The organism is Chryseobacterium formosense (genome assembly GCF_900116415.1).
GTDB lineage: Bacteria > Bacteroidota > Bacteroidia > Flavobacteriales > Weeksellaceae > Chryseobacterium > Chryseobacterium formosense.
The window spans coordinates 294379-318676 of sequence record NZ_FPAP01000003.1 but is presented as its reverse complement, the minus strand read 5'-3'; the positions used below and the strand labels follow the sequence as shown (position 1 = coordinate 318676).

Sequence of the window (24298 nt, the reverse complement as noted above, 5' to 3'; positions counted from 1 at the left end):
TAAAGCTTATTAAAGCGATTATTTAAAAGTAAATTTTACTTTTTCAACATCCTTACTGTTGGTTCCGATCATCAGATCAAAATCTCCCGGTTCTACAACATACTCCAAATCATAATTGTAAAATTTCAATAGTTCAGGAGTGATTTTGAAAGTAACAGTTTTCGTTTCGCCTGGTTTTAAAGAAATTTTCTCAAAACCTTTCAGCTCTTTTACGGGACGGGTAATACTTCCTACAATATCACGAATGTACAATTGCACAACTTCCTGACCTTCCAGAGAACCTTTATTGGTAACCTCTACACTTGCTGAGATTTGTCCGTTTTGGTTTAATTGATTTGAGCTTAATTTAATACTTCCGTAGTCAAACTTTGTGTAACTCAAACCATATCCGAAAGGATAGAGTGGGTCATTGCTCACATCAATATAATTTGACCTGAATTTTTCAAACCATTTTCCTTCCGCCAAAGGTCTTCCTGTATTTTTATGATTGTAATAAATCGGAATTTGACCAACATTTTGCGGGAAAGTCATCGGTAATTTTCCACTTGGATTTACATCTCCAAATAAAACATCTGCAATAGCAGGACCGGCTTCTGAACCTCCAAACCAAACATTCAGAATCGCCGGAACGTTTTTCTGTTCCCAGTTTAAAGTCAAAGGTCTTCCGTTAAAAACAACCAAAACCAGGGGTTTTCCGGTTTTTAATAATTCCGCTAATAATTTCTGCTGGACATCAGGGATATTAAGATCAGTTCTACTGCTCGATTCTCCACTGAATTCTGAAGATTCTCCCAAAGCAGCAACAATCACATCAGATTTTGAAGCGACTTCTAAAGCTTCTTTGATCATTTCTTCATCGCTGCGTTTTTCGTTTTCTCTTCCCAATCCGCGCTCAAACATTGTAGCTCTTTTCTCTAATTCCTGATCAGAGGTCAAATGACTTCCTTTTGCGTAAAGAACTTTCGTGTTTTTCCCTGCAACAGATTGAATTCCCTCTATCAAAGTCGATGGTTTTTTCAAATCCACAGAAACGCTCCACGTTCCGGGCATATTCGATTTTGTATTTGCCAATGGACCGACAACACCTATAGTTCCTTGTTTTTTTAAGGGTAAAACATTCTCATTTTTAAGCAAAACAAAACTTTCAGCCGCAATTTTTCTTGCGAACTCTCTATTTTCCTTGGTATAAATTTCCTTTGCAGGTCTTTTAACATCAATATATTTGTAAGGGTCCTTAAATAAGCCCATTTTATATTTAGCTTCCAAAATGTAACGGCAAGATTTATCGATATCAGCAATCGTTATTTTTCCTTCGTCAAGCGATTTTTTCAGAGTAGCCAAATAACTTTCACTGACCATATCCAAATCGACTCCGGCTTTCAAGGCTCTTGCAGAAACGGTTTGAAGGTCTCCAATTCCGTGATCAACCATTTCGCTCATACCAGTGTAATCGGTCATAATAAAACCTGTAAAACCCCATTGTTTTCTTAATACATCATCCAAAAGCCATTTGTTGGCTGAAGCAGGCAATCCGTCGATATCGTTGAATGAAGTCATCACACTTCCAACTCCCGCATCTACAGCCGCTTTGTAAGGATACATATATTCATTGAACATTCTCTGGCGGCTCATATCAACCGTGTTGTAATCTCTTCCGCCTTCACTCGCTCCGTATAAAGCGTAATGTTTCACATTCGCCATAATCTGGGAATTGGTTTTATAGGTATTGTCTCCCTGATAACCTTTTACCAAAGCTTTTGCAATTTCTCCACCCAAAAACGGGTCTTCGCCATTTCCTTCAGAAACTCTTCCCCAACGCGGATCTCTTGAAACATCGACCATCGGACTGAAAGTCAGACTAATTCCGTCTGCGCTTACTTCTTTTGCAGCAATTCTCGCAGATTGTTCGATCATTTTCGGATTCCAGGTTGCAGCCAAACCTAAAGGAATCGGAAAGCCGGTTTCGTAACCGTGAATCACATCCAAAGCAAAAAATAAAGGAATTTTCAGACGACTTTCTTCAACGGCAACTTTTTGGATTTCTTTTATTTTTTCAACACCTTTAAGATTAAGAATTGCTCCTACATTTCCTTTCCTTACTTTATCTGCGATGTTGCTGTTTTTTGCCTGTCCTGTCGTGACATCTCCGCCTCCCGGAAAATTGAGCTGACCGATTTTTTCTTCAACCGTCATTTTGCTCATCAGTTCCGTGATGAATTTATCCATTTTTACCTTTTCATATTGAGCAACTGTCTGCGCATTGATTTGAGAAATACTTGCCGCCATACAAGCTGCGATAACCATCCTTTTCATGAGTAAAATAATTTAAATTAAATGTTAATTGAACCGTTTAAGGCAAAACTAAAATTTAATAGAAGCGGATTTGGATTGGAAAGCTAAAAAGTAGTGGTTTTAAAAATTAAATAATTGATAATTAATTATTTGCAATTTTAAATAAGATAGAAAATGTAGCGAAAATATAAAAAAATGAGCTATTTTGAGGCGATTTCTCCGATGTTTGCAACCCTATTTTCGAACAAATCTCTGGACTCAGCGGCCTTATTTCTGGTCTTGGTTCTGTAATTGTAAATCGTGCTTAAAGAATATCTAAGGAAGGCTGCAATTTTTACGCTGTCGGTAATTCCCAATCTGATGAGCGCAAAAATCCTCAGTTCGGTATTTAGAAGTTCGCCTTTTTTCAAAACAATTTTTTCTTCCGGAATTAATAAAGAATTAAAATCGGTGACGAAGCTCGGATAAAGATTCAGGAAAATCTGGTCGAAATTTCGGTACAATTCCTCCAGCTCATTTTCAATTAATGTATTTGAACGTAATGTTTTGAAAAGTTCATCAAGCTGATTGTCTTTCGCCTTTTTATTTAAATTTTTTCGGTAATCTTCTAATTTATTGATATAAGACGAACAGGTATCAAAAAAATAGGCAATATATTCTTCTTTAATAAGGTTTGATTCTGATAATTGATGGTTGAGAAGCTGTAGTTTTTCGTTGGTTTTTGTAATCTCAGAATTGGAAAGCTCTAATTGTTCAGTCGTTTTTGAAAGCTGCTCTTTAATTCTCGTTACCTTTTTCATTTGTCGATAAATGTAAATAATCAATCCAACAAGAATTACTGATAACAAACTAATGAAAATAAGATATAATTTAAGCTGACTTTTTGATTTCGTTTCTTTATCAACATAGGCTTTATTGATGATGGAATACATTTCAGAAATATTCAGCGTTCTGAATTTCACATTACAAAAAATAGCGTCTTCAATGGCAGATTTTGTGAAAAGATAAGCATTGTCTATATCTCCGTTATGATAAAAAATAAGCGCCAAATTTTGATAAGAAGCATTGTCTTTAATGGCATTTTGGGTATCGGTAATCGCTGAAATAAGGTAATATTTCAGCTCTTCATCTTTTTTATTTTTCAGTTTGTAGACATCTCCCAAAAGATAAGCCGACATTGCATAATCGAGATTTTTTTTCTTGGCTATATTTATCAGATTGTGCAGAAGTTTTTCAGCATTATCCAGTTTTCCTTCGTGAATAAATTTTTGTGAAAGATTGATTTTATACTGAACAGCAGATGTGGGAAGCACCATCAATAGCGAATCCCGATACAATTCAATATTTTTAATGCCATTCACATCATTAATATTTGTGGTGTAATGTTCATAAAATTTACTGTACGTATCGTAATAATTTGCTTTGGTTTCGTTGTCTAACGTATTTTTATTAATGCTTTTTAAAAGCCTTTCAGACTCTTTATATTTCCCTAAAGTAGAGTAGAGATGTGCCAGTTGAAGACTCGATTCAGCTTTCATTTTCAGATTATTTAGCTGTTCCGAAATTGCCATATTTTTCTTCACATAATGCACCGCAGAATCAATCTGATATTGCTTGTACAGTCTGTAAATATTTTCATTATTAATATATTCCTGATTCGGATTCTGAGATTTATTTCTTTTTAAATCTTCAATAGCAGCTTCTTTTTTATCACTGTACATTTTCTTCTGACTGATCTCTTTGGTCAATGTTTTCAGAAGCTCCGGATTGCTCTGAGAATAAAATAAAGCCGAGAAAAAGAATAAAAAACCAAAAAAGAGTTTCATGAATACTGTTGATTTTTCAATTAAGAATTTACAAATTTACTCGTTTATATTTTGATGAGTAATCTGCTCAAATTGTTAATTAGATTTATTATAATACTGCTTTCTGAAAGCTTCGGGAGTAAATCCTGTATATTTTTTGAAAAACTTTACGAAATTGGAAGTATCAAAATAATTCATTTTTTCTGCAATAGCGGCAATGGATAAATCAAAATTAACCAGAAGCCTTTTTGATTCTAGAATGATTCTGTTTCGGATAATTTCTCCGGCAGATAAATCGATTTGCTGTTTACAGATGAAATTCAGCTGATTAGGAGTTATGTTTAATAAAGCTGCATAATCTTTCGGTAATTTAATCTCCTGAAAATTGGCTTCAATTAATTCTGTAAACTTTTTGAAAATAAGAGAATTATAATTTGTTTTGTTAAAGGCAGCTTTAGAATCAATTTCTTTATCGGCGAGCGCAAAAATCTGCAGTAAAATAGCAGCAATCATAATCTGCGAACTTCCTTTCGGATTGGAAGATTCTGAAATGATATCTTCAAAATAAGTTTTCATTTTATCCGTATTATTTTCAGATAAAACAATCATCTGGTCACTCGGAAAAAGATTAAAGAAGGGAAACTGATCAATCAGAGAAGAACTAATTTGCAGCTGATCAAAAAAAGTGGATGAAAAATTGACAACATATCCTTCAACGCTTTCATCTAAAATCCAGTTGTGAACCTGTTCGGGACGCATCAGAAAAATACTTCCGGGAACAACTTCATATGATTTAAAATCCATGATATTTTCCCCAGTCCCTTTCACGAAATAGGTCAGATGATAGAAAGCATGACGGTGAACTTTCGTTGTTTTCGGATTGCCTTCAAGATACTCGGAAAACCGATCAATACTGAAGATTTCGTTGATTGAATTGCAGGTCGACAAAGTGTTGATGTCAAACGTAGGATATAAATCTTTCATTTTTAAATTCAATAATAATTTGCAGTCATCAAAATGACTATTTTTTCAATGAAAAATACCATAAATACTAAGTATAGCTGTTTTAGATTTGAAAAGTTAAATTTTCATGCTAAAATAATTTATTTTTTTAAGAGCCTGTTTAAATTTATTGGAAAAACGCAAAGACGCTAGGTTTGACATAATTCTTTGTTTTTTTTAGGCGCAAGGAGAAAATCATAGATTTTCTTTTATAATGCTGATGATCAATTTTATCGAAGATAAAATCCTTGCGCCTTAAAACAAACTATAGTTAAACAATTTTTGCGTCTTTGCGAAAAACCAATCTGAAATTTATATTTATTAATTTTTAATAGTCTCTTAATTCAATAAAATCCTCTTTATTCTAAAGTTTAATCTGAAAAATAGAGCGGTATAAATATAAATATGAGAATTTCTTTTAGAAAAATGAAATATGGAAGTACAAAAAATTGGCTATCACCCGCGAATTTTCTTTTTAATCTTATCCCTTTATCAGAATTTTAAAATTAATCATTAAATTTTTCTTACATAAGAAAGGTAAGATCTGGAATTCTGTTAAAGGTATAATTCAAAATGTACTCTTCCATAAATATTTGAAAACTGAAAAATTAATGTCAAAAGTAGACGAAGAAATCGCACGTGGCGGACAAGGACAGGTTTTAGACCCTGAAACTTACAGAGATTCTATTGGTACAATGGAGCAATCCGGGAAAAGAAAATGGGTTTTTCCAAGAAAGCCAAAAGGAAAATATACCAATAAAAGAGAACTTGTAAGTTATGTTTTGCTTTTGGTCTATTTTGCAATTCCGTTTATTAAAATCAATGGAAATCCTTTTTTTAGGTTTAATGTTATCGATGGCGAATATTTCATTGCAGGGCAGCCTTTTTACCCGCAGGATTTTTTCATTCTTACGTTGGGAGCGATCGCTTCGCTTATTTTTATTATCGTCTTTACCATTGCTTTTGGGAGAATTTTTTGTGGCTGGATTTGCCCACAAACCATTTTTATGGAATCTGTTTTTCGTAAAATTGAATACATGATTGAAGGCGACCGAAACAAACAAATGAGACTCGACCGACAGGAATGGGATTCTGAAAAAATCTGGAAAAGAAGCTTGAAATGGTCGGTTTATATTGTAATTTCTTTGATTATCACTCACTTTATGTTCATGTATATTGTTGGATATGAAGAAGTTTTTAATATTATTTCTCAAGGCCCGTTTGCTAAACTTACCAACTTTATTGTGATGATTCTTTTTACTGCAGCATTTTACTTTGTTTTTGCGTGGTTCAGAGAGCAGGTTTGTACGCTGGTTTGTCCGTACGGAAGATTGCAGGGCGTTTTAATTGATAAAGAAACCATTAATGTTTTTTATGATTTTAAAAGAGGTGAAAACCGCTCAAAATGGCGAAATAATGAAGATCGAAAAGCGGTTGGAAAAGGTGATTGCATCGATTGTTATCAGTGTGTAGTGGTTTGTCCGACCGGAATCGACATCAGAGACGGCCAACAATTGGAATGTGTAAACTGCACCGCTTGTATTGACGCCTGTGATGAAGTAATGGAGAAAGTAGGACTTCCGAAAGGCTTAATCCGTTATGCCTCCGAAAAAGAAATTGAAACCGGAGCTCCATATAAATTTACCGGAAAGATGAAAGGTTTTGCTGTGATTTTGTTTTTATTAGTAGGGTTTTTAGGATTTCTGCTCTACAGCCGTGGCGAGATGGAAGCAAAATTCATCAAACCGGCAGGAAGTACGTTCTTCGTAAGAGAGGGAAAAATTACGAATACGTATAACTATACTTTTTTAAATAAAACCAATGAGAAAAAAATAGTGACGATAAAAGTGATTGAACCTGCTCATGCAGAAATAAATTACAGTACAGTAAGCAAAATCACCGTTGATCGGGATAAAATCTCAAAAGGAACGATCAATATCAGTTTCCCAGAATCGGAAATGAATTTGTCTAAACAAAATATTACGATTGGAGTTTATGACATGAAAGGGAAGTTAATCGATTCTTATCAGACGTATTTTGAAGGACCTTTTAAGCTGCAAATACCTTAATTCAATTTGCATTTTGAATCTCTAATATATTTAAGTTAAAAAAAACTACGTTTCAAAATGCATGATAGTTTGTTTAATCATCAATCCCTTTTCCAGCTAAAATCTGCTGGTAATATTTCTCAATTCTTGATTCTCTTGTTTTAGCTTGCTTAGCTTGATTGAAATAAAAAAGATAAGCTTTTTGTCTTCCGGGAGTCAATGAATAGAACGCTTCATTCAAATTTTTATCTTCATCTAATGCATGTTGAAATTCTGACGGAATAGGGTAGTCTGAAACCGCTTTCATTTCTATTTTCTTCCCGGATTTCTCAATTTCTACAGCTTCTTTGATGTAACTTTTGATGACCGATTTAAGGTCAATAATCTGCTGAATATTGGTAAATCTCAATTGTCTTGCTGACTGTACATTTTCGGTTTGCTGAATTAAAATATTTTCAGGATCTTTCATCAAAGCGCCTTTATGAAAAAGTAAAGCACAATATTTTTTAAAACCGTGAATAAGCACTACGTTTTTTCCTTCCAAAGTGTAGCAAGGATGCATCCATTTGTAGTCTTCTTCCAAAAATTTGTTTTCAGAAACGATTTCTCTCAGGAATAGAAATTCTTCTTTCCATTTTTTAGCTTTTCCGAAAAATAATTCTGCCTGCTCGTTCATGATAGATTATTTTTATAATTTGTTATTTTTCTGTCTTCTGGTCTGAAATACCATGACAAAACGGTTACTGTCAATAAAATTAGAGCAGGAATTGTCTCTGTAAAATTCTGTCCTACTGCCAAATGTGAAATTACAGCTCCGGACATGGCAAAGAAAAATCCTGCATAAGCCCATTCTTTCAACAACGGAAATTTAGGGATTAAAATGGCGATAACTCCTAAAATTTTCCATACTCCCAAAATCGTTAAAAGATATAGCGGATAATGTAACTTAGTGATAATTTCGTTGTAACCGCCGATTTGTAACATTTGCTGAATTCCTCCGGCCAACATTCCAACAGATAAAAATAGGGTTAAAATCCAATAGATGATTTTATTTCTCTTTTGCATTTTGAATTATTTTGAGGGGTTAAAAATTTCCTGAAGTCTGTCGTGCGCCATGCTTAAACCTTTTGCAAAAGGCATTTTCAGAAGCTGATTTCTGTAATCAATTGATTTAAAGATTTGCTGAATCGTCAGTTTACTTTTATTTTCATCTGTTGATTCAAAAGTCAGGAATTCCAGCTGTACAGGAAAAGGACTGTTCTCCATTTCGAAAGTCCGAGTGATTTTTTCATTGGGAAAGAATTCCAGAATCACGCCTGTTGCAGAAAATACAACCTGCCCATCGTGAGAGGTTTCGAATCTCCAGCTTCCGTGTTTTTGGTTTTCGAGCTTGATCACCTTTGTTCCCATCCATTGCTCTACGATTTCAGCATCTTCATAAGCTTTAAAAAGCAATTCCAATGGAAGGTCAAATTCTCTTGTAATGAAAAGTTCCTGTGAATTTTCTTCAGCTTTAATTTTTGTTTTCAGTTCCATATTAATCTTTGTTTTTGTAGTTCTTCATGATCGACTCCAGTTTATTGAATCTTTCATCCCACATTTGGCGGAAAGGTTCTATAAAATCAGCTATTTCTTTCATTTTTTTTGGGTTCAAATGATAAATGATTTCTCTTCCGTTCTGTTCGGGAGTCAGGAGTTCGCATTCTGAAAGTATTTGCAAATGTTTAGACACGGTAGGTCTTGCCGTATCGAAATTAGAGGCTATTGCACCTGCAGTCATCGATTGTGAAGCTACCAAAAGCAGAATTGCCCTTCTTGTAGGATCTGCGATTGCCTGAAATACATCTCTTCTTAAATTCATTATGAAGTTATTTGACTACAAATTTATATGTAGTTATTTAGCTACGCAAATTTTTAATGAATTTTTTTTTAAGTAAAATTTAGATGGGCTTAATTGCTGAAGGTTTTCTTATTAACTCTTTTTTCTTTAACCTTAATGACAAAATCAGGGATTTTTGTTATTTCACCGGCTTTAATGTTAACTTCTTTGATTTTTTGTTCACAATAAACATTGTTCGGAAGAGAAGCCTCGTCGATAATGACGGTATAATTTCCTGTCGGAAGGAATGATGTAAATTTACCTTCATCATCTGCACTGAATCTCTCAATAAGTCGGTTGTCTTTCAGGATGTTAAAATAAATAGAGGAGGTTTTAATATCAAATTCCAAAGATGTTGCAGCATTATAATCCAGAAATAATTTTCCGGTCATTGTTCCGTTTTGGTGAAGCGGAATTTGCAGTGGGTAATTGTATTTATCAAGATCCAGTTTCTGCTCATCATAATACCAACCTTGCTGTATCAATTGTTTGAGTTCAAAACTTCCGAAAGGAACATCTTTGTACAATGCTGTTCCCAACGCATCCGTTTTAAGCACAACATTATTGATGCTTACGATATAATCATTCGCAGGTTTTTCTTCAGGATCGTAAATATTGTTATTGTTTTCGTCATAGAAAGTAAAAATCTGAATTTTTCCTTTTTTTCCGGGATCGAGTACGGCTTTCTTAAGGTTTATCGTAATTCCGATTTCCAGTGTCAGAATATTGTTTGATAAACTTCCTACAGAATAATTATACCACGACGAATTGAAAAACGCTCCGAATTTTTTCGCATTATATTTTGCATTGATAAAAGCAGACGGTGCTTTTCCGTAAATGATGTCATCTGCATAAGAAGCTCCGGTGCTTATACTTAGTCTACGTTCTAAAAACTGTTCGTTGTAAAACAGAGAAAGTGCCAATTTTTTGTACTCTACATCTTTATTGATGCGGTATGTAAATGCATACTCGGAAAGATAATAGCTTCCTTTCTGATAAATTGCATTAAAGTTCAGCTTCCTGAAGTTATAATTTGCATTAAATCTCAGCTGGAACTGTGGAGAATCCTGAAGCGGGTACTGCACAAATCCGTTTTCAAGAGAAAGCACTGCAGATTGTCTTGTTTTATTGTCGGACCACGTTAAAGATTCTATTAATCGGTGTGCGCTCATCTGTTTAGTTTCCTCGCTCATCCAGTTTCCAAAAAAATTATTGAAACTGTTTGAAGATTCGTTTTGATATTGATAAATCAAGCCAAAATTGAGCTTCTTTACACTGGGAAACTTTAAACCTAAATCAAATCTGGTATTATCCGAAATCTGACTTCGGGTAAAGAAGTAAAACTTTGGAGAAAAATTAGAGTAATTAAAGCTTGTAAAAATATTATAATCGCCAAAATTTTTGGTAATATTCTGTTGTATCTGCATACTTCCTCTACGGTTCCCCGGAAAATAAGCAGAACTGTAAAAATAATTACCATTGATGCCATATTCATCTATAGCACCTTTATAATTGGTTTCAAACGCCAAAGAAGGTTTCAGAACATCCTGTTCTTCGTATGAGCTCAATCCTGTATTGAGTTTCCCGTTAAGCTTCCATTTTTTATTAAAAGCATAATTGCCTTCAGTTCCCAAAATATGATGTTTCGCTTTTTCAAAAGGGTCATATCTGTAAATGTAGGCTGCAGATGCATTTCTATCATCATTATTCGTATTCAGGCTTCCTTTTGCAAAAAATCCGTAGCCGTTTTTTAAAAAAGCATTTTTCTCGATCAGATTAAAATTTTGGTCTACAAAGGCGATTTCTATTTTTTTACCGGTACCAAAATGACGGATGTACTCTGCACCTCTTCCGGAAAGCGTTGTTTCAAACATTTTATTTACAGAACCTACATGATATTCGTTATTTCCCTGAAACATACTGATGTTGGTATTGGTAATAACAGGAAGCTGCTGATTGCTGAAGATGGAAGCATTTCCTCTCAAAAAAAGATAACCGGAAGGAAGATTAAAACCTCCGTTTCCGTAGATCTGATACATATTCAGATTTTGCCCGACTCTTCTGAAAGATGTTGTGATTTCATTTTTAAAAGGATCAGTAATACTGCTGTATTGAGGTTCCTGATAACGCTGTTTGCTGGCGATATTTTGTACGGTAATGCTGGTTGTATTAAAAATTTCCTTTTCCGGATTTCTAAATCCTGAAATATTGATTACATAGTTTGCTGTACCTGAAAGACTTTTTGATGGTTGATACGTAAATGTAAACACAGAATCTCGCTTTACACCAATTTTGGCTTGCTGCTCAACGAAAACGTTTCCTTTGTCTGCATCAGGAAATTTACATACTAAACTTATACTTTGAGGAATATTTCCCGTGTTGGCAATTCGTATTTTTACTGAAACAGGCTCATTATCTGCACTTCTGAAAATAATGGGTGACAATGAAGTCATGGTCAGATTATTATCTACTTCGATCGTATGGGTGGTGATTTTTTCAGACAGAATAACGCCGGAATTACTTAACAGCTGAATCCTAAGTTCCGAACTTCCTGCTTTTGCATTGGTTTCGGCAATCAGTCTTATCGGAATATATTTTTTTTCTCCTTTTTGCAGATTAATTGGAATATCAGTCCCTGAGATTACTTTGTAAACTTGAGGTAAAATGGTATGAAGTTTTCCGGTAAATGTCTCAGAGCCATTATTCTGAAACGCAATAACAATATTGATGAGCCGTGATTTTGAGGGATTATGATCTTCTTCAATCTCCATTGTTACAGGAAACTGACTGAACTGTGCGCCAATTTTTATAAAAGACACTACAAATAAGATAAAAAACAGAAATTTATTTCTGCAGTTAAGGCTCATCAGATAATTTATTGAGGCGTAATTTCATATTGCAAAGTCGTAGAATATTCTCCGGGTTTTGCATTAATCAGATTAGGATCCTGGGCGACAGAGTAGTAGATCAAATCATAGTTATAGGATGTCGATTGGGTAGCATTTCCTTTAGCCAAAATCTGGCTCGTTGTAGAAAGTGTAACCGGATAAATGGTCTGATTTCCCTGTGATAACGGCTGCAATCTTACCCGAATAGCAGATACCGGAAGAGTGTAACCCAGCGTTGAAGTCATATTACTTTGTACAGATCGTACTTTTACCTGAAAGTTAGTATTGGTATTTACTTTAAGACCATTGGAATAAGTAATGCTGTTTCCGTTGCTGTAGTCCTGCATACTATCGAAGACAAGTGTTCCGTTTGATGCATTCGAATCTAATATCATAGACATTTCCTGAGTTACGGGTGGAGTTCCCGAAAGCGTTGCAATGTGAAACTGGAATGTATGCGGTATTCTTCCGATCACATTATTGTATTGGTCATACGCTGTAAATTCTACGGTTGCGTTGAATCTCGTCCATGCGGGATAAGTTCCGAGATATGCACCGCCCATTAAAGTGATGGCATATTTTAATGATAAACTGTAATATCCGTTCGGACTCGACGGATTGTTGTAAATGGCTGCATTGGATTGCGGAACTAAAAAAGCTTCAACATTTTCCTGCAAAAAAACATTTGATACTGCACCGATCTGTGCCATAGAAGGTATTGGTCCCGGAGTAGCTTGCCCGGTTGTTGACACCGGCTGGAAAGAAACTTTATTTCCCGGAATGGTATATTGTCCGTTTTCGGAGACTATATTTTGTTGCAGACGTGCAGAAAGTCTCCAGTGAGAAACATTAAAAATTCCGTTTCCTGCGAAAGTCACTGTATATGAATCCGGATTAGTATTTCCGTTGTAATTGTTGATTTGCATATACGAATTTGTCCACGAACTTACAGAAACCTGAGCTTTAAAAGCAAAATTAAAGATGATGAAAAAAAGAATGCAGTATTTATTCATAGTTAAAATTCAGTTCAGCCATTTCCAAAACACTATCATCACCATAATCGATTAAGACTGATAAATTGTATGATCCTTTTTCTTCAAGAGCATTTACCGGAATGCTTAATTTTCTGACATCTCCCGGAAGTGTATAAAATACAGTCGGGTCGATTGATATTTTTTTTCCTGTTGTAGTGTTGATAAGATCTGTGCTGATTTTACCGTCAGTCCACAATTCAGAGTGATTTGCAAATTGAAGATTTAGTATTTTTTTAGCAGTGTCAAACTTCAGATCCTGAATTTCAATTTTTCGGGCTGTTGTTTCCGGTTTTTTATGGAATATTTTAATTCCCGATTTCACACTTACTTTTATTTTTGCTCCTTTACTATCGGTTCCGTCTACCGGATTCATCTGGCTAACAAAAAGTAAGGCTGTATGTGCTGCAAGCTTATCTTTTTCAAGAGTGGGAGTGGTAAGTGTTACATTGATGTCTTTTCTTTCTCCGGGAGCCAGTGTAAAATAAGTGTCTTCTTTATTGATACTAATCCATTGAGCGCACGAATTTTCGAGTGTATTTGCGGGATGCATTACATTTTCACCTCGTTCGTCATATTCCCAATCTCCTAAGTTTACTGCAAGATCAAGAGAATGTTTGGCGCTTACATTTGTTACTGTAACTTTTTGGGTGCTGCTGCTTCCGGGAGTAGTATCAAAGTAAACCCTCGGCGGAGAAACAGAAATTCCGGTTTGAGCACTGATTTGAATCATCAAAAAGCAGAATACCAAAGCAACTTTTTTCATAGCTAATTATTTACGATAAAAAGTGCTACAACATAATATTGTAACACTCCTCATCAAATCAGTTTTCAATTATTTTTATGCACTAATGATAGTGTAAGTCAAATCAGCAGTATAGGTAGAAGGGTTTTGGTTTGGTACATAATTATCAATATATGTATTAGCTCCTGCACCTTGGTATTTTACGGTAACGTTTTTGTTTACAGCACCATTACCAGAAGAAACTAAAGTAGTTTCACCCCCAGTAAGCTCCATATCTTGCTGGTATGTGGCATTAATCAATGCTTGTGAACCTGCAGAAGCAGTAAGTTTTACTGTATTTACAGCCATAGTTTTCCCGGAAAGTTGCATGTTTGCATTGTTTGCTTTTACTTTTACCTGAAAACCTCCGGTACTGTAAATTGTTAAGTGATCTTGGTTGGTCTTACCAACTCCATTCAGGTAATCATTCGCAGTAGTGTACTCAAGATTCACAGTTTTCTGCTCATCGTTTACTACAAGAGTCTGGATAGGCTTTAAGATTACATTCAGCTTAACTTGTTGAGCCTTCGATGTTGCAAAAGCTACAAGAGCTAATGCTGTCAATAAAAATTGTTTCATTTCAATCAGTTTTAATGTAGATGTTTATCTATTCTTTTCGGATGCAAATTTATACAACAATTAGAGATTGGGATTTGCAAAAATGTGTTTAATTTTTGTGAATTTTTACAGAAATGGGTGTGAGGTGTTGTGTTTTGAATAATTAAAGTATATTTTTAATTATAATTTCCAATTTCATGTAAAAATATCGTTAAAATTGGATATTTGTTGAATAATATTTGTGTTTAATAAAAAATCGGTAACAGGACTCATTATTAAATTAATATTGAATCCTGTTACCTCTAAAAACTGATGATGAAAAGTTTATTAATATTATTTGAATGTATTGATTGAAAAGAATAAATAAATACTAATAAAAACTTTGTGATTTGGTGTTCTTTTATTTTCTTATAATGAAATATTTTTATCTGTTGTTCTAATCTTATACTGCAAATCTAATCAGTATAAATACGTAGTGCAATTTACTGTGGGTTTGATTTAATAATTTTTACGTAAAAATTTATAAATTTTTACGTAAAAATAAAATTTATATAATTGGTTATCAATTGATTGATAGTTGTTATAAAAAATAAAACCACTCTTTAGATAGAGTGGTTTCTTGTATGTGTTTTAAGTGAAAATTTTAGATTATACAGCAACTTCTCTCATATCTGATGGTTTTTTGCCGGTGTGTTTTTTTACAAAATTTGTGAAATTTCCTTCATCATTAAACCCAAGTTCGAATGCAATCTCCGATAATGTATTCTTTGAAAATTTAATTGCTTTTTCGCATTCGAATGCAACCTTTTCAATAATCATTTGCTTTGCAGATTTCCCATAAACGAATTCTGTCATTTCTGTCAGTTTTCTCGCAGAAACTCTCAATTCACTTGCGTAGTAGGAAACTTTTTTTTGTGTTTTGTAATCTCTTTGCAGAATTACGGTAAATCGGTTTACTAAACTTACAGATTCAAGATGTTCTTCTTTCTGATCATTCTTATGGTCAATATAGAGGTGGGCGTCTAAAATTAAACTTTCAATGGCATTATGTGCAGCAGAAATGTAAAGATTGTGATTACCTGTTTCCGCAAACCTTTTTAATCTCTCAACAAGAATTATTTTGTTGTATTCATTTGTTCCAAAATAAGGAGCAACAAAAATATGAGATCTGTAATTGAAAAAAATATTTGAATTGAGATATATGCTGTCTTTGGAAGTTTTATCGAAAAATTCTTTTGAAAATGCAATTACATAAATTTCTTTTCCCAAAATATTTCCAAACTCCACGTTTTTTTGTGGACCGATAAAAACGGCATTGCCGGGCGGAACGTCATATTTTTCGTTTTCAACTATAATATTGAATTCTTCGGTGACCAGATAAATACAAAAATAGTCTGCTGTATTAAACTTTTTCGAAAAATTATTTCGTTCGATTATTTTTGAAACAAGATTAATGCTAAAGCCATTTTTCTTTAATTCATCAGTTACTTGATACATTTAATTATGAGGGATATTAGTAATAGTTTTATTTGTCAAATGTAATACATTTACTAATCATAAATAATGTTAATATTGATAATATTTTCTATTATATTTAATAGATAAAGTGATATGTTTGAAATTAGTCAAGAATTAAAGCTGATTATCTGATTTTTTATCAATGCAAAGCTTTTATATCGAGGCTTAAAATGTAAGTTGGAAGACCAAATTCTTGGCTTAATGAATTTTCAATATGTATAAAGCCTTTATTTTTCAGGAAATCATTAAGCGTATTTTGCTGTAAAATATTAATCCACACAATATCCGTGAATTTTGCAGCTGTCATAAACTTATTGTAAAGTGAATTTCTTACCTCTTCTGAGTCGTGATCCTCAAGAATAACGAAATCTATTTCTGTTGTTCTTTTATTTTCAGAAACTGCAGAATTATTTGAACCGCTTTTTAAGAGGCAATATGCAATGGGTAAATCATCCTTATAAGTTATGATAAGCTGATTCGATAGATCATTCAGTTGTGTAATTACTTTTCTTTCATCAAATTGCTTTTCAGTATAATCATCAATTTGTTGCTTATCAATGAAATTTTTATGAAGATAACTGAAAGCCTGTTTTTTTACAGATAAAAAATCAGAAACACCCTGATCAGAACCGATTACAAATTTTGAAATTATTTTCATTTCCTATTTTTTATCAAAAGTAAATAGAATATGATTTATTATATAGATACAGATTCTTTAAAAATAATCAGTACAGATTTTAATTTTATAAATTTGTGCAGTATAGATTTTAAAAATGTTTTCATATAAATATGAAATTTTCACTTCGGTTATAGAAGATAAAGTCAATAAAGGAGTTTTGCTGAAAGGGGAGCGATTACCATCAATCCGCGAAATTAAAAAAGAATTCGGTCTAAGCATTGTATCGATACAGAGCGGATATGAAAGTCTTATCATGAAAGGTCTTGTGAAAAGTATTCCGAAACGAGGATATTTTGTTGATAAAGATTTTGAATATAGTATTCAGGCATCGCCAAAAACCTTTTTTCCAATATCCAGAGATGTAGATTTTATCCATAATCTTGAACTGACTTCAGCGAGGAATAAATCTTCGGAAGCTAACTCTTTCAACAATGCAGTTCCAGGAGATGTTTTGATTCCGCAAAAACTGATTCTTCGGACCATGCAGAATATCATCAGAGAAAAAGGCGCTTCCTTACTTCGGTATTATCCTTCAAATGGTTTAGAAGAATTGAGAAATCTTATTTCTGACAGAATGCGAAAGTTTGGAACCAACATTCATCCGGATGAAATTATAATCACAGACGGTGCATTACAGGCATTATATATTGCTCTTCGTTCGATAACGAATGAAGGTGATGTGATTGCAATAGAAAGTCCGTGTGTATTTTCTGTGCTTGAAGTTGTAGCAAGTTTAAAGCTTAAAATTATTGAAATTCCGATGGATATTCAAAATGGTTTTGATATCAATTATTTTGAAAAAATTTGTGATGAACATACCATAAAAGCATTAGTCATTACTCCGAATTTTCATAATCCTACAGGAAAATTAATGAGCGATTCTGATAAAAAGAATTTGGTGGCTACTTCAGCAAAGCATAAAATTCCGATTATTGAAAATGATATTTATGGCGACCTTTATTTTACCGAACAAAGACCAACTTGTCTCAAGAATTTTGATGATGATGAAAATGTAATGACTTTTTCGTCTTTTTCTAAAAGCCTTGCACCGGGAATTCGCTTGGGTTGGTTAAATGCGGGAAAGTTTTTTCAGCAGGTAGAAAAGATAAAATTTTCTTTAGGAAGATCTGTTTCGCCAATTTATCAGGAATTAATCGTAAAACTTTTACTAAATAATAGCTATGGCCGTCATCTTCGCTCGTTTAGAAAGAAACTTAATCAGCAAGCTATGCTTTTATTATCAGCTTTAAAGAAGTATTTCCCTGAAACATCTTATTTTCATCAGCCAAAAGGCGGTTATAGTATCTGGTGCGAATTACCGAAAGAAATAAATATGACAGAATTTTACAATTATTGTGAAGCTGAGAAGATTCATTTTACTCCGGGAACAACTTTTTCTGTGACGAATGAATATCAACATTGTTTCAGAGTTGTGTTTTCTGATTATTTGAATTCTGAAAGTCTCGTTTTAATTGAAAAAGCAGGGAAAAAGGCACACGAACTTATTTTGAGTTAAATTTAAATGTTAATAAATTATACTTGAAAAGTGAATTATTATGTTAATATTTGCCTGAGAGCAGCATTTTCTCGTTATATTTTTGTTTTTAATGTTATATTTTCATGTATTGGCTTAAAAAAAACCTCAACCATTAGGCTGGAATTGTCTGAAAACATATATTTGCAGCCTAAATTTTATAGACATGAAAGAACTTATTGAAAAAATCAACGCGGAATTCGAAGCTTTTACAACTGAAGCAAACCAACAAGTAGAAAAAGGAAACAAAGCAGCTGGAACAAGAGCTCGTAAAGCAGCTTTGGAACTAAGCAAATTGTTCAAAGACTTCAGAAAAGTTTCTGTTGAAGAATCAAAAAAATAAAAACAGATAAAGCCGACTGATTCAGTCGGCTTTTTTTATATTTATAATACACATTCAGTAAGAAACCAATCTTGTTATTAATGAATTCTCTGAATCAGATGATGATTACAGAAGCAATTTTTCAGAAAATATCCTTAAAAAAAGTAAAATATTCACAAATAATATTAAATAAATCATTTCATGTAGAATTGTATTGTTTTTTGAATCTATATTTGTTCCGCTAATAACCAATAGCGGAACTTTTATTATGAAACATCTTTCTATTTTATTTGTTTTATTATCAGCTTTTCTAAGCGCACAAAAATTACAGGTTGTTGATTCCGAAACGGGAAAACCTATTGCAAATGCAAGAATTATTTTATCAGATCAACTCGTTTATACCAATGAAGATGGTTTTGCACCTGTAGATAATACTTATAAAGACTTTGAAATTTCGGCTACAGGTTTTAAAAAAGAAAAAATTAAAAACTTCAGTTCTGTAATTAAGCTTCAACCTGTTTTTAAGGATATTGAAGAAGTGAAAATCGTGAGTGTAGATATTAAAAAGCTATTTGAAGATGTGTCTAAAAACTATCATAAAAGATATTACGACGAACCTTCTTTATACGATGTGGTGATGAAGCATAAGTATTTTGATAATAATAAACTCCATTTTATGGCTATTACTGAAGTCAAACTATGGAGCAGAAAAAACTGGTACGATTACAAGGATGGTTATAACAAAAGATACGATGATATTCTCCAGATGCAGCTTAATAACGTAAAATATTTGAAAAAGAATAACTCAGACAGTATATTTTTTGCTAAGACTGCAGAATTCTCACATGAAGAATTGGGAAATTATTTTTTCAATTACGAGCTAAACCGAAATATTCAAAACATAAAATTCCATAAGACTAAATATTCCGGAACGCTTATTTCTGAAGAAGGAGATGAGCAATCAATCAGCTTTAAAATTAAAACAGAAAGAGGTACGAATGTAGAAGGAAATATCAAATATAATAAAGCTGATAAAGTCATTACATTTTTTCAGGCGAATTACATCATGGATGATTTACCGGTTGAAAAAAAGGTTTCAACTGACGGAAGGGAATTTGATTATAAATACGGACAGGCGACGCTAACGTATGATTTTTATAAAAAAGACGGGGTGTATGTTCCTGCTTTAACACGGTTTGAGAGTGATAATTACACTATGTTTTACAAAGACGAAACACATGTGAAAAAATCTATGCGCGAAATTATCTATAATACTTTTACAAAATCTGATAAAAAAGGTCTCGATCCGAAGGTAGATTTCAATAAAAGCATTTGGCTGAATGTGCCTGTAAAAGACGACAAGGAATCGACTGTATTACTTTCCAAAGAAGAGCAGGAGTTTATTAATGTAAAATAATTTTTATGAAACATTTTTACTTTCTGTTTGTTTTATTATCAGTTTGCTTAAATGCACAAAAATTACAGGTTATTGATTCCGAAACGGAAAAACCTGTTTCAAACGCAAGAATTGTTTTACCGGAACAGCTTGTTTATACCAATGAGGATGGTTTTGCTCCTGTTGATGCAACTTCAAAAGACTTTGAGGTTTCTGCTTCGGGTTTTAAAAAAGAAAAAATTAAAAACTTCAGTTCTGTAATTAAACTTCAACCTGTTTTTAAAGAAATTGAAGAAGTGAAAATTGTAAGTATCGACATTAAAAAGCTTTTTCAGGATGTATTTAAAAATTACGAGAAAAGATATTATGATAAGCCTTCCGTCTATGATGTTGTCATGAAAAATAAATATTCTAATAATGATAAACTGTATTTTATGGCAATTTCTGAAGCCAAACTTTGGAGCAAAACCAACTGGTATAATTTCAAAGACGGATACAACAAAAGATACGACGACATTATCCAGCTACAGCTGAACAATGTTAAATATCTGAAGAGAAATGCTACCGACAGCGTATTCTCTGCAAAAACGAAAGAGGTTAATCACGACTACATCGGAAGTTATTTTTTTAATCATGAAGTCGATAGAGTATTGCGGTTTATGAAAACTTCTAATGCTAAATTTTCAGGAACAATAGTCGGTGAAGAAGAGGATGACCAATTGATAAACTTTAAGCTAAAGACTTCTTACGGCGTAACATTAGACGGAAACCTGAGATATAATAAGATTGATAAAGTCATCACGTCTTACCAGATTATATACAATCAGGAAGATCTGGCAGCAGAAAAAAAAATATCTGCAGATGGAAAAGAGTATACGGTAAAAGGCGGAATTGCGACCTACACCTATGAATTTTATAAGAAAGACGGAGTATATATTCCAGCAGTTTCGCGGGTGGAAAGCGATAAATTCACCTATTTTTATAAAGATGAAACGCACGTAAAAAAATCGATGCGAGAAATTGTTTACAACACATTTACAAAAGCTGATGAAAAAGGTTTAGACCCAAAAGTTGATTTTACTAAAAGTATTTGGCAGGGTATTCCCGTTAAGGATGAAAAAGAAACTACAATTTTACTTTCGAAGGAGGAACAGGAATTTGTTAACGAAAAATAATCAGATATAATTAATACATGAAAAATATACTATTATCAACTTTTCTAATTGCCGGTTTTGTAGCAAAGTCCCAAACTCATCGTTTTATCTATGATGTGGAATATAAAAAAGATTCTACGCAAAATATCACAACAAAAGAAAATTATCATCTTGATATCGAACCTAAATTAGTAAAATACTATCCGCGCGATTTTTATATCGGAGATTCTTTGGTTACAAACAATTTGCCTGTTACAGATGGCTCAAAATTTAATACTTCTCATATTGTAACCCATAAACCAGGTTCTGCAGATTATGATTATCATGATGTTCTGGAAAATGTTGTTCTGAAACTTTCTTCAAAAGATTCTCAGAACTGGAAACTGACCAATGAGAAAAGAAAGGTTAAATATTTAAATTTACAAAAAGCCACAACGAATTGGGGCGGAAGAAAATGGACGGCGTGGTTTACGACTGATATTCCTTTTCAGGAAGGGCCTTACAAATTTCACGGACTTCCCGGCTTAATTGTGGAACTTTCTGATGATAAAAAAGATTACAAATTTGAACTGGTAAAATCGCAGAAAATTGAAAAGCCTAAAAACAATATGTATATCGATTATATGATTGAAAACAGTATTTCGGTTGATGATAAAAAATACAGAGACTCCAAGCTGAAATATTATGATTCTCCGGTTGGTTATTTGAGAAATGCAACCCAGCAAACCCGTTCAAGTGACGAATTTTATCTTAATGACGGGACGAAAGTCGGACAAAACAATTCTCGCGAAGTGAATGAAAGGCTCAAAGAAAATATCAGAAAGTATAATAATCCGATTGAGCTGGATAAGGCGATAAAGTATCCGTTATAAAAAGAAACAAGAAATAAGTAAAAAGGTAAAAGAGAAAATACCAAATGACATCTGTGTAAATCTGTGAAATCCGTGGGATAAAATTTTGCCTAAGGATTACACAGATTTTTTTAGTGAAATTTTATAAAAAAAACATAAAAATTGTTCCAAGTTTTTTTACCATTAAGGATATTGAAATTTTAAGTTCTTTTAATGATTGATGAAATTGATTAAAAAGCGTTCTGCTAAATCATTAATCTTGATTAATCTTAAAAGATATTTAGCTTATTTAATCTTGAAAACTCAATATTCTTAATGGTTTGAAAATTTTAATTACAGATCAAAATTTTAATTTCACTAATAAACTTTATCTTTATGCCAATCAATAAAAAGTATGAAGATAAACACGTTTTTTGCAGTTCCTGCAGTGGTTTTGGCGAGTCAGTTTGTCAATGCACAATCCACGGAACAGAAATTAAATCCTATTGTTCAGAATTTTGTTAATGAAACGAATAACCATTCTCAGTTGGAAGATATGGCATTCGAATTATTAGACGGAATCGGCCCTCGTCTTGTCGGAACTCCTGAAATGCTGAAATCTAATGAATGGACGGTCAATAAATTAAAATCATGGGGAATTGAAGCTAATCTTCAACAGTTTGGAACTTGGAAAGGTTGGCAAAGAGGAACAACACATGTCGATATGGTTCATCCGAGAGTGAAATCTCTTTCCGCAACGCAATTGGCTTGGAGTCCGTCAACGAAAAAAGCAGTCGAAGCTGAAGTGATTATTCTGCCTAAAGTTTCTACTAAAGCGGAGTTTGATCAATGGCTTCCTTCTTCAAAAGGTAAAATCGTTTTGATGGCGCAATACCAGAAAATTGGTCGTTCCGATGAACAGATCAAAGAATTTGCTACCCCTGAATTATACGAAAAATTAAAGGCAGAAAAAGAGCAGGCTTCAAAAGATTTCCGTGACTATGTGAAAAACATCGGTTATGATAACAACACCCTTCCTGAAGCTTTAGAAAAAGCAGATGCGGCAGGAATTGCGATTTCAAACTGGACAGGAATTATGGGAGCCAACCGTATTTTCGGAGCTAAAACTTCAAAAATCCCAATGTTTGACATTGATGTAGAAGATTACGGAATGCTGTACAGAATGGCTGAAAAAGGTTCAAAACCAAGAATTAAGGTTGATGCACAGTCTAAAATCCTTCCGGAAGCAAAAACTTTCAACACCGTAGGAATGATTAAAGGTACTGGAAAACCGAATGAATATGTGATTCTTTCTGCCCATTTGGATTCCTGGGATGGCGCTCAAGGTGCAACAGATAATGGAACGGGAGTTTTAACAATGCTTGAAACGATGCGAATTCTAAAAAAATATTATCCGAATCCTAAACGTACCATCGTTGTCGGACTTTGGGGAAGTGAAGAGCAGGGACTTAACGGTTCAAGAGGTTTTGTAGCAGATAATCCGGAAATCATCAAAGGAACGCAGGCGGTTTTCAACCAAGATAACGGAACGGGTAGAGTAGTGAATATTGCCGGACAAGGTTTTGTAAAATCTTATGATTACATCGGAAAATGGCTGAATGCTGTACCAAAAAATGTAAGAGATCACATCAAGACCGATTTTCCCGGAATGCCGGGTGGAGGCGGTTCAGATCATGCTTCATTTGTTGCAGCAGGAGTTCCCGGATTTTCTTTGAGTTCATTAAACTGGGGATATTTCGGTTACACATGGCATACCACGAAAGACACGTATGATAAAATTGTTTTTGATGAGGTGAAAAACAACGTGATTCTTACCGCAACTTTAGCATACATGGCTTCTGAAGATCCTGAATTTACAAGCAGAGAGCGCAGAACAATGCCTGAAAATGACAAAGGCGAAGTCGCAAAATGGCCTGAATTGAAAGAGCCGAGAAGAGATTCTAAAGATTTTAAATAAAAGTAAAAGTAGCCTGATTTTCAGGCTACTTTTTTTCTGCTAACAGTTTTTTGATTTCAGGAATCTTATCTTCTTTAACAATAAAAGTTTTAGCAATTTGATTGTTGAGATGCATGCTGAAATTGAGTCTAGTTCCAGATTTTGCCCAGTATTCATTTGGTCCGGGTTCAAAGTCAGAAAAAACAGGAAAGAAATTAATGAAAGATAAAAAATTTCTTAATGCTGATTTTAGAATTTTAGGATTTTTACCAAAATCATCAATCACTTTCAATTTAAAAAATTTCTTACCGACAGTAGTTCCTAAGGTTGATTCTGTAATCGTTCCTATTACAAGTACGCTTAAAATTGACAGAAGCAATGAAGCGAAAAAAATCATGTGAAATCCAAGCTGAAATAATAAGAAAAAAGGAAGCAAATCAATTATCTTAGCATACAAACGTTCTCTTTCATTTCCTATATGAGTGGGATTGTAGGATAAATCATATTCAAAAGCATTATAAATACGTTTTCCTTCCTCATCAAAATTTTGAGTCGGTCTATGAATAATTTTCTTTATTTTAAGCTCCGATATTTTTTTCATTTCAGTTTGGCTTAGTAGTA

General features: G+C 33.4%; 21 protein-coding genes. 7 read left to right on the top strand and 14 right to left on the bottom strand.

Annotated features, from left to right (window positions below):
- Positions 1 to 18: 18 nt before the first annotated feature.
- The 3 genes from bglX to BM371_RS12945 all read right to left on the bottom strand — a co-directional run bounded on the left by bglX (position 19) and on the right by BM371_RS12945 (position 5081).
- Positions 19 to 2313, bottom strand: a complete 2295-nt coding sequence (gene bglX, locus BM371_RS12955; RefSeq protein ID WP_034678366.1) for a beta-glucosidase BglX — start codon at positions 2311 to 2313, stop codon at positions 19 to 21.
- Between the two features lie 179 nt (positions 2314 to 2492).
- Positions 2493 to 4118 (bottom strand): DUF6377 domain-containing protein, encoded by a 1626-nt coding sequence (locus BM371_RS12950; RefSeq protein WP_034678365.1) that lies wholly within the window; start codon positions 4116 to 4118, stop codon positions 2493 to 2495.
- A gap of 75 nt (positions 4119 to 4193) precedes the next feature.
- On the bottom strand, positions 4194 to 5081 hold the full coding sequence (locus BM371_RS12945; protein WP_034678362.1) for an AraC family transcriptional regulator: 888 nt from the start codon (positions 5079 to 5081) through the stop codon (positions 4194 to 4196).
- Between the two features lie 629 nt (positions 5082 to 5710).
- On the opposite strand from BM371_RS12945, the gene ccoG reads away from it, so the two are divergent.
- Positions 5711 to 7168, top strand: coding sequence for a cytochrome c oxidase accessory protein CcoG (ccoG, locus tag BM371_RS12940; RefSeq protein ID WP_034678360.1), 1458 nt, complete (start codon positions 5711 to 5713; stop codon positions 7166 to 7168).
- 73 nt (positions 7169 to 7241) lie between these two features.
- Here the strand turns inward: ccoG and BM371_RS12935 are convergent, their stop codons facing one another.
- From BM371_RS12935 to BM371_RS12890, 10 genes are all read right to left on the bottom strand, one after another.
- Positions 7242 to 7823, bottom strand: a complete 582-nt coding sequence (locus tag BM371_RS12935; RefSeq protein ID WP_034678359.1) for a YdeI/OmpD-associated family protein — start codon at positions 7821 to 7823, stop codon at positions 7242 to 7244.
- Entirely contained in the window at positions 7820 to 8212 is a 393-nt protein-coding gene (locus BM371_RS12930; protein ID WP_034678358.1) for a DoxX family protein, read from the bottom strand. Before BM371_RS12930 ends, BM371_RS12935 begins: the two co-directional genes overlap by 4 nt.
- Before the next feature lie 6 nt (positions 8213 to 8218).
- Complete coding sequence (locus BM371_RS12925) at positions 8219 to 8683, bottom strand: SRPBCC family protein (protein ID WP_034678357.1); 465 nt, start codon at positions 8681 to 8683, stop codon at positions 8219 to 8221.
- A 1-nt stretch (position 8684) separates the two neighbouring features.
- The gene (locus tag BM371_RS12920; RefSeq protein ID WP_034678354.1) at positions 8685 to 9008 is read right to left on the bottom strand and encodes an ArsR/SmtB family transcription factor; all 324 of its coding nucleotides are present in this window, start codon (positions 9006 to 9008) and stop codon (positions 8685 to 8687) included.
- An 89-nt stretch (positions 9009 to 9097) separates the two neighbouring features.
- Positions 9098 to 11893, bottom strand: coding sequence for a COG1470 family protein (locus BM371_RS12915; protein ID WP_034678352.1), 2796 nt, complete (start codon positions 11891 to 11893; stop codon positions 9098 to 9100).
- Between the two features lie 8 nt (positions 11894 to 11901).
- Positions 11902 to 12927 (bottom strand): hypothetical protein, encoded by a 1026-nt coding sequence (locus BM371_RS12910; protein ID WP_034678350.1) that lies wholly within the window; start codon positions 12925 to 12927, stop codon positions 11902 to 11904.
- Positions 12920 to 13711 (bottom strand): fimbrial biogenesis chaperone, encoded by a 792-nt coding sequence (locus tag BM371_RS12905; RefSeq protein WP_034678348.1) that lies wholly within the window; start codon positions 13709 to 13711, stop codon positions 12920 to 12922. Before BM371_RS12905 ends, BM371_RS12910 begins: the two co-directional genes overlap by 8 nt.
- A 75-nt stretch (positions 13712 to 13786) precedes the next feature.
- A complete protein-coding gene (locus BM371_RS12900; RefSeq protein ID WP_051882946.1) occupies positions 13787 to 14308 on the bottom strand; it encodes a hypothetical protein in 522 nt (173 codons plus the stop codon).
- Positions 14309 to 14935: 627 nt separating this feature from the next.
- Positions 14936 to 15784 carry a helix-turn-helix domain-containing protein gene (locus BM371_RS12895; RefSeq protein WP_034678345.1) on the bottom strand — a complete coding sequence of 283 codons (849 nt, stop codon included), beginning with the start codon at positions 15782 to 15784 and terminating at the stop codon, positions 14936 to 14938.
- A gap of 160 nt (positions 15785 to 15944) precedes the next feature.
- Positions 15945 to 16463 (bottom strand): hypothetical protein, encoded by a 519-nt coding sequence (locus BM371_RS12890; protein WP_034678344.1) that lies wholly within the window; start codon positions 16461 to 16463, stop codon positions 15945 to 15947.
- A gap of 115 nt (positions 16464 to 16578) precedes the next feature.
- On the opposite strand from BM371_RS12890, the gene BM371_RS12885 reads away from it, so the two are divergent.
- From BM371_RS12885 to BM371_RS12860, 6 genes are all read left to right on the top strand, one after another.
- Entirely contained in the window at positions 16579 to 18000 is a 1422-nt protein-coding gene (locus tag BM371_RS12885; protein ID WP_034678342.1) for an aminotransferase-like domain-containing protein, read from the top strand.
- A 184-nt stretch (positions 18001 to 18184) separates the two neighbouring features.
- Entirely contained in the window at positions 18185 to 18361 is a 177-nt protein-coding gene (locus BM371_RS12880; RefSeq protein WP_034678341.1) for a histone H1, read from the top strand.
- A gap of 247 nt (positions 18362 to 18608) precedes the next feature.
- Positions 18609 to 19757: a hypothetical protein gene (locus BM371_RS12875; protein ID WP_034678340.1), complete on the top strand. Its 1149-nt coding sequence runs from the start codon at positions 18609 to 18611 to the stop codon at positions 19755 to 19757.
- A 5-nt stretch (positions 19758 to 19762) separates the two neighbouring features.
- Positions 19763 to 20911, top strand: a complete 1149-nt coding sequence (locus BM371_RS12870; protein WP_034678339.1) for a hypothetical protein — start codon at positions 19763 to 19765, stop codon at positions 20909 to 20911.
- Between the two features lie 17 nt (positions 20912 to 20928).
- Positions 20929 to 21762 (top strand): GLPGLI family protein, encoded by an 834-nt coding sequence (locus BM371_RS12865; protein WP_034678338.1) that lies wholly within the window; start codon positions 20929 to 20931, stop codon positions 21760 to 21762.
- A 373-nt stretch (positions 21763 to 22135) separates the two neighbouring features.
- Complete coding sequence (locus BM371_RS12860; RefSeq protein WP_034678337.1) at positions 22136 to 23698, top strand: M20/M25/M40 family metallo-hydrolase; 1563 nt, start codon at positions 22136 to 22138, stop codon at positions 23696 to 23698.
- Positions 23699 to 23723: 25 nt separating this feature from the next.
- Here BM371_RS12860 and BM371_RS12855 read toward each other — a convergent pair whose 3' ends face one another.
- Positions 23724 to 24278: an RDD family protein gene (locus BM371_RS12855; protein ID WP_034678335.1), complete on the bottom strand. Its 555-nt coding sequence runs from the start codon at positions 24276 to 24278 to the stop codon at positions 23724 to 23726.
- Positions 24279 to 24298: the final 20 nt, after the last annotated feature.

Excerpts from the sequence above, each read along its gene's own strand:
- BM371_RS12920 (WP_034678354.1), bottom strand. The coding sequence starts at position 9,008 with ATGAATTTAAGAAGAGATGTATTTCAGGCAATCGCAGATCCTACAAGA.
- BM371_RS12875 (WP_034678340.1), top strand. The coding sequence starts at position 18,609 with ATGAAACATCTTTCTATTTTATTTGTTTTATTATCAGCTTTTCTAAGC.
- BM371_RS12935 (WP_034678359.1), bottom strand. The coding sequence starts at position 7,823 with ATGAACGAGCAGGCAGAATTATTTTTCGGAAAAGCTAAAAAATGGAAA.
- BM371_RS12900 (WP_051882946.1), bottom strand. The coding sequence starts at position 14,308 with ATGAAACAATTTTTATTGACAGCATTAGCTCTTGTAGCTTTTGCAACA.
- ccoG (WP_034678360.1), top strand. The coding sequence starts at position 5,711 with ATGTCAAAAGTAGACGAAGAAATCGCACGTGGCGGACAAGGACAGGTT.
- BM371_RS12855 (WP_034678335.1), bottom strand. The coding sequence starts at position 24,278 with ATGAAAAAAATATCGGAGCTTAAAATAAAGAAAATTATTCATAGACCG.
- bglX (WP_034678366.1), bottom strand. The coding sequence starts at position 2,313 with ATGAAAAGGATGGTTATCGCAGCTTGTATGGCGGCAAGTATTTCTCAA.
- BM371_RS12905 (WP_034678348.1), bottom strand. The coding sequence starts at position 13,711 with ATGAAAAAAGTTGCTTTGGTATTCTGCTTTTTGATGATTCAAATCAGT.
- BM371_RS12915 (WP_034678352.1), bottom strand. The coding sequence starts at position 11,893 with ATGAGCCTTAACTGCAGAAATAAATTTCTGTTTTTTATCTTATTTGTA.
- BM371_RS12860 (WP_034678337.1), top strand. The coding sequence starts at position 22,136 with ATGAAGATAAACACGTTTTTTGCAGTTCCTGCAGTGGTTTTGGCGAGT.
- BM371_RS12910 (WP_034678350.1), bottom strand. The coding sequence starts at position 12,927 with ATGAATAAATACTGCATTCTTTTTTTCATCATCTTTAATTTTGCTTTT.
- BM371_RS12925 (WP_034678357.1), bottom strand. The coding sequence starts at position 8,683 with ATGGAACTGAAAACAAAAATTAAAGCTGAAGAAAATTCACAGGAACTT.
- BM371_RS12890 (WP_034678344.1), bottom strand. The coding sequence starts at position 16,463 with ATGAAAATAATTTCAAAATTTGTAATCGGTTCTGATCAGGGTGTTTCT.
- BM371_RS12880 (WP_034678341.1), top strand. The coding sequence starts at position 18,185 with ATGAAAGAACTTATTGAAAAAATCAACGCGGAATTCGAAGCTTTTACA.
- BM371_RS12885 (WP_034678342.1), top strand. The coding sequence starts at position 16,579 with ATGTTTTCATATAAATATGAAATTTTCACTTCGGTTATAGAAGATAAA.
- BM371_RS12945 (WP_034678362.1), bottom strand. The coding sequence starts at position 5,081 with ATGAAAGATTTATATCCTACGTTTGACATCAACACTTTGTCGACCTGC.
- BM371_RS12865 (WP_034678338.1), top strand. The coding sequence starts at position 20,929 with ATGAAAAATATACTATTATCAACTTTTCTAATTGCCGGTTTTGTAGCA.
- BM371_RS12895 (WP_034678345.1), bottom strand. The coding sequence starts at position 15,784 with ATGTATCAAGTAACTGATGAATTAAAGAAAAATGGCTTTAGCATTAAT.
- BM371_RS12930 (WP_034678358.1), bottom strand. The coding sequence starts at position 8,212 with ATGCAAAAGAGAAATAAAATCATCTATTGGATTTTAACCCTATTTTTA.
- BM371_RS12950 (WP_034678365.1), bottom strand. The coding sequence starts at position 4,118 with ATGAAACTCTTTTTTGGTTTTTTATTCTTTTTCTCGGCTTTATTTTAT.
- BM371_RS12870 (WP_034678339.1), top strand. The coding sequence starts at position 19,763 with ATGAAACATTTTTACTTTCTGTTTGTTTTATTATCAGTTTGCTTAAAT.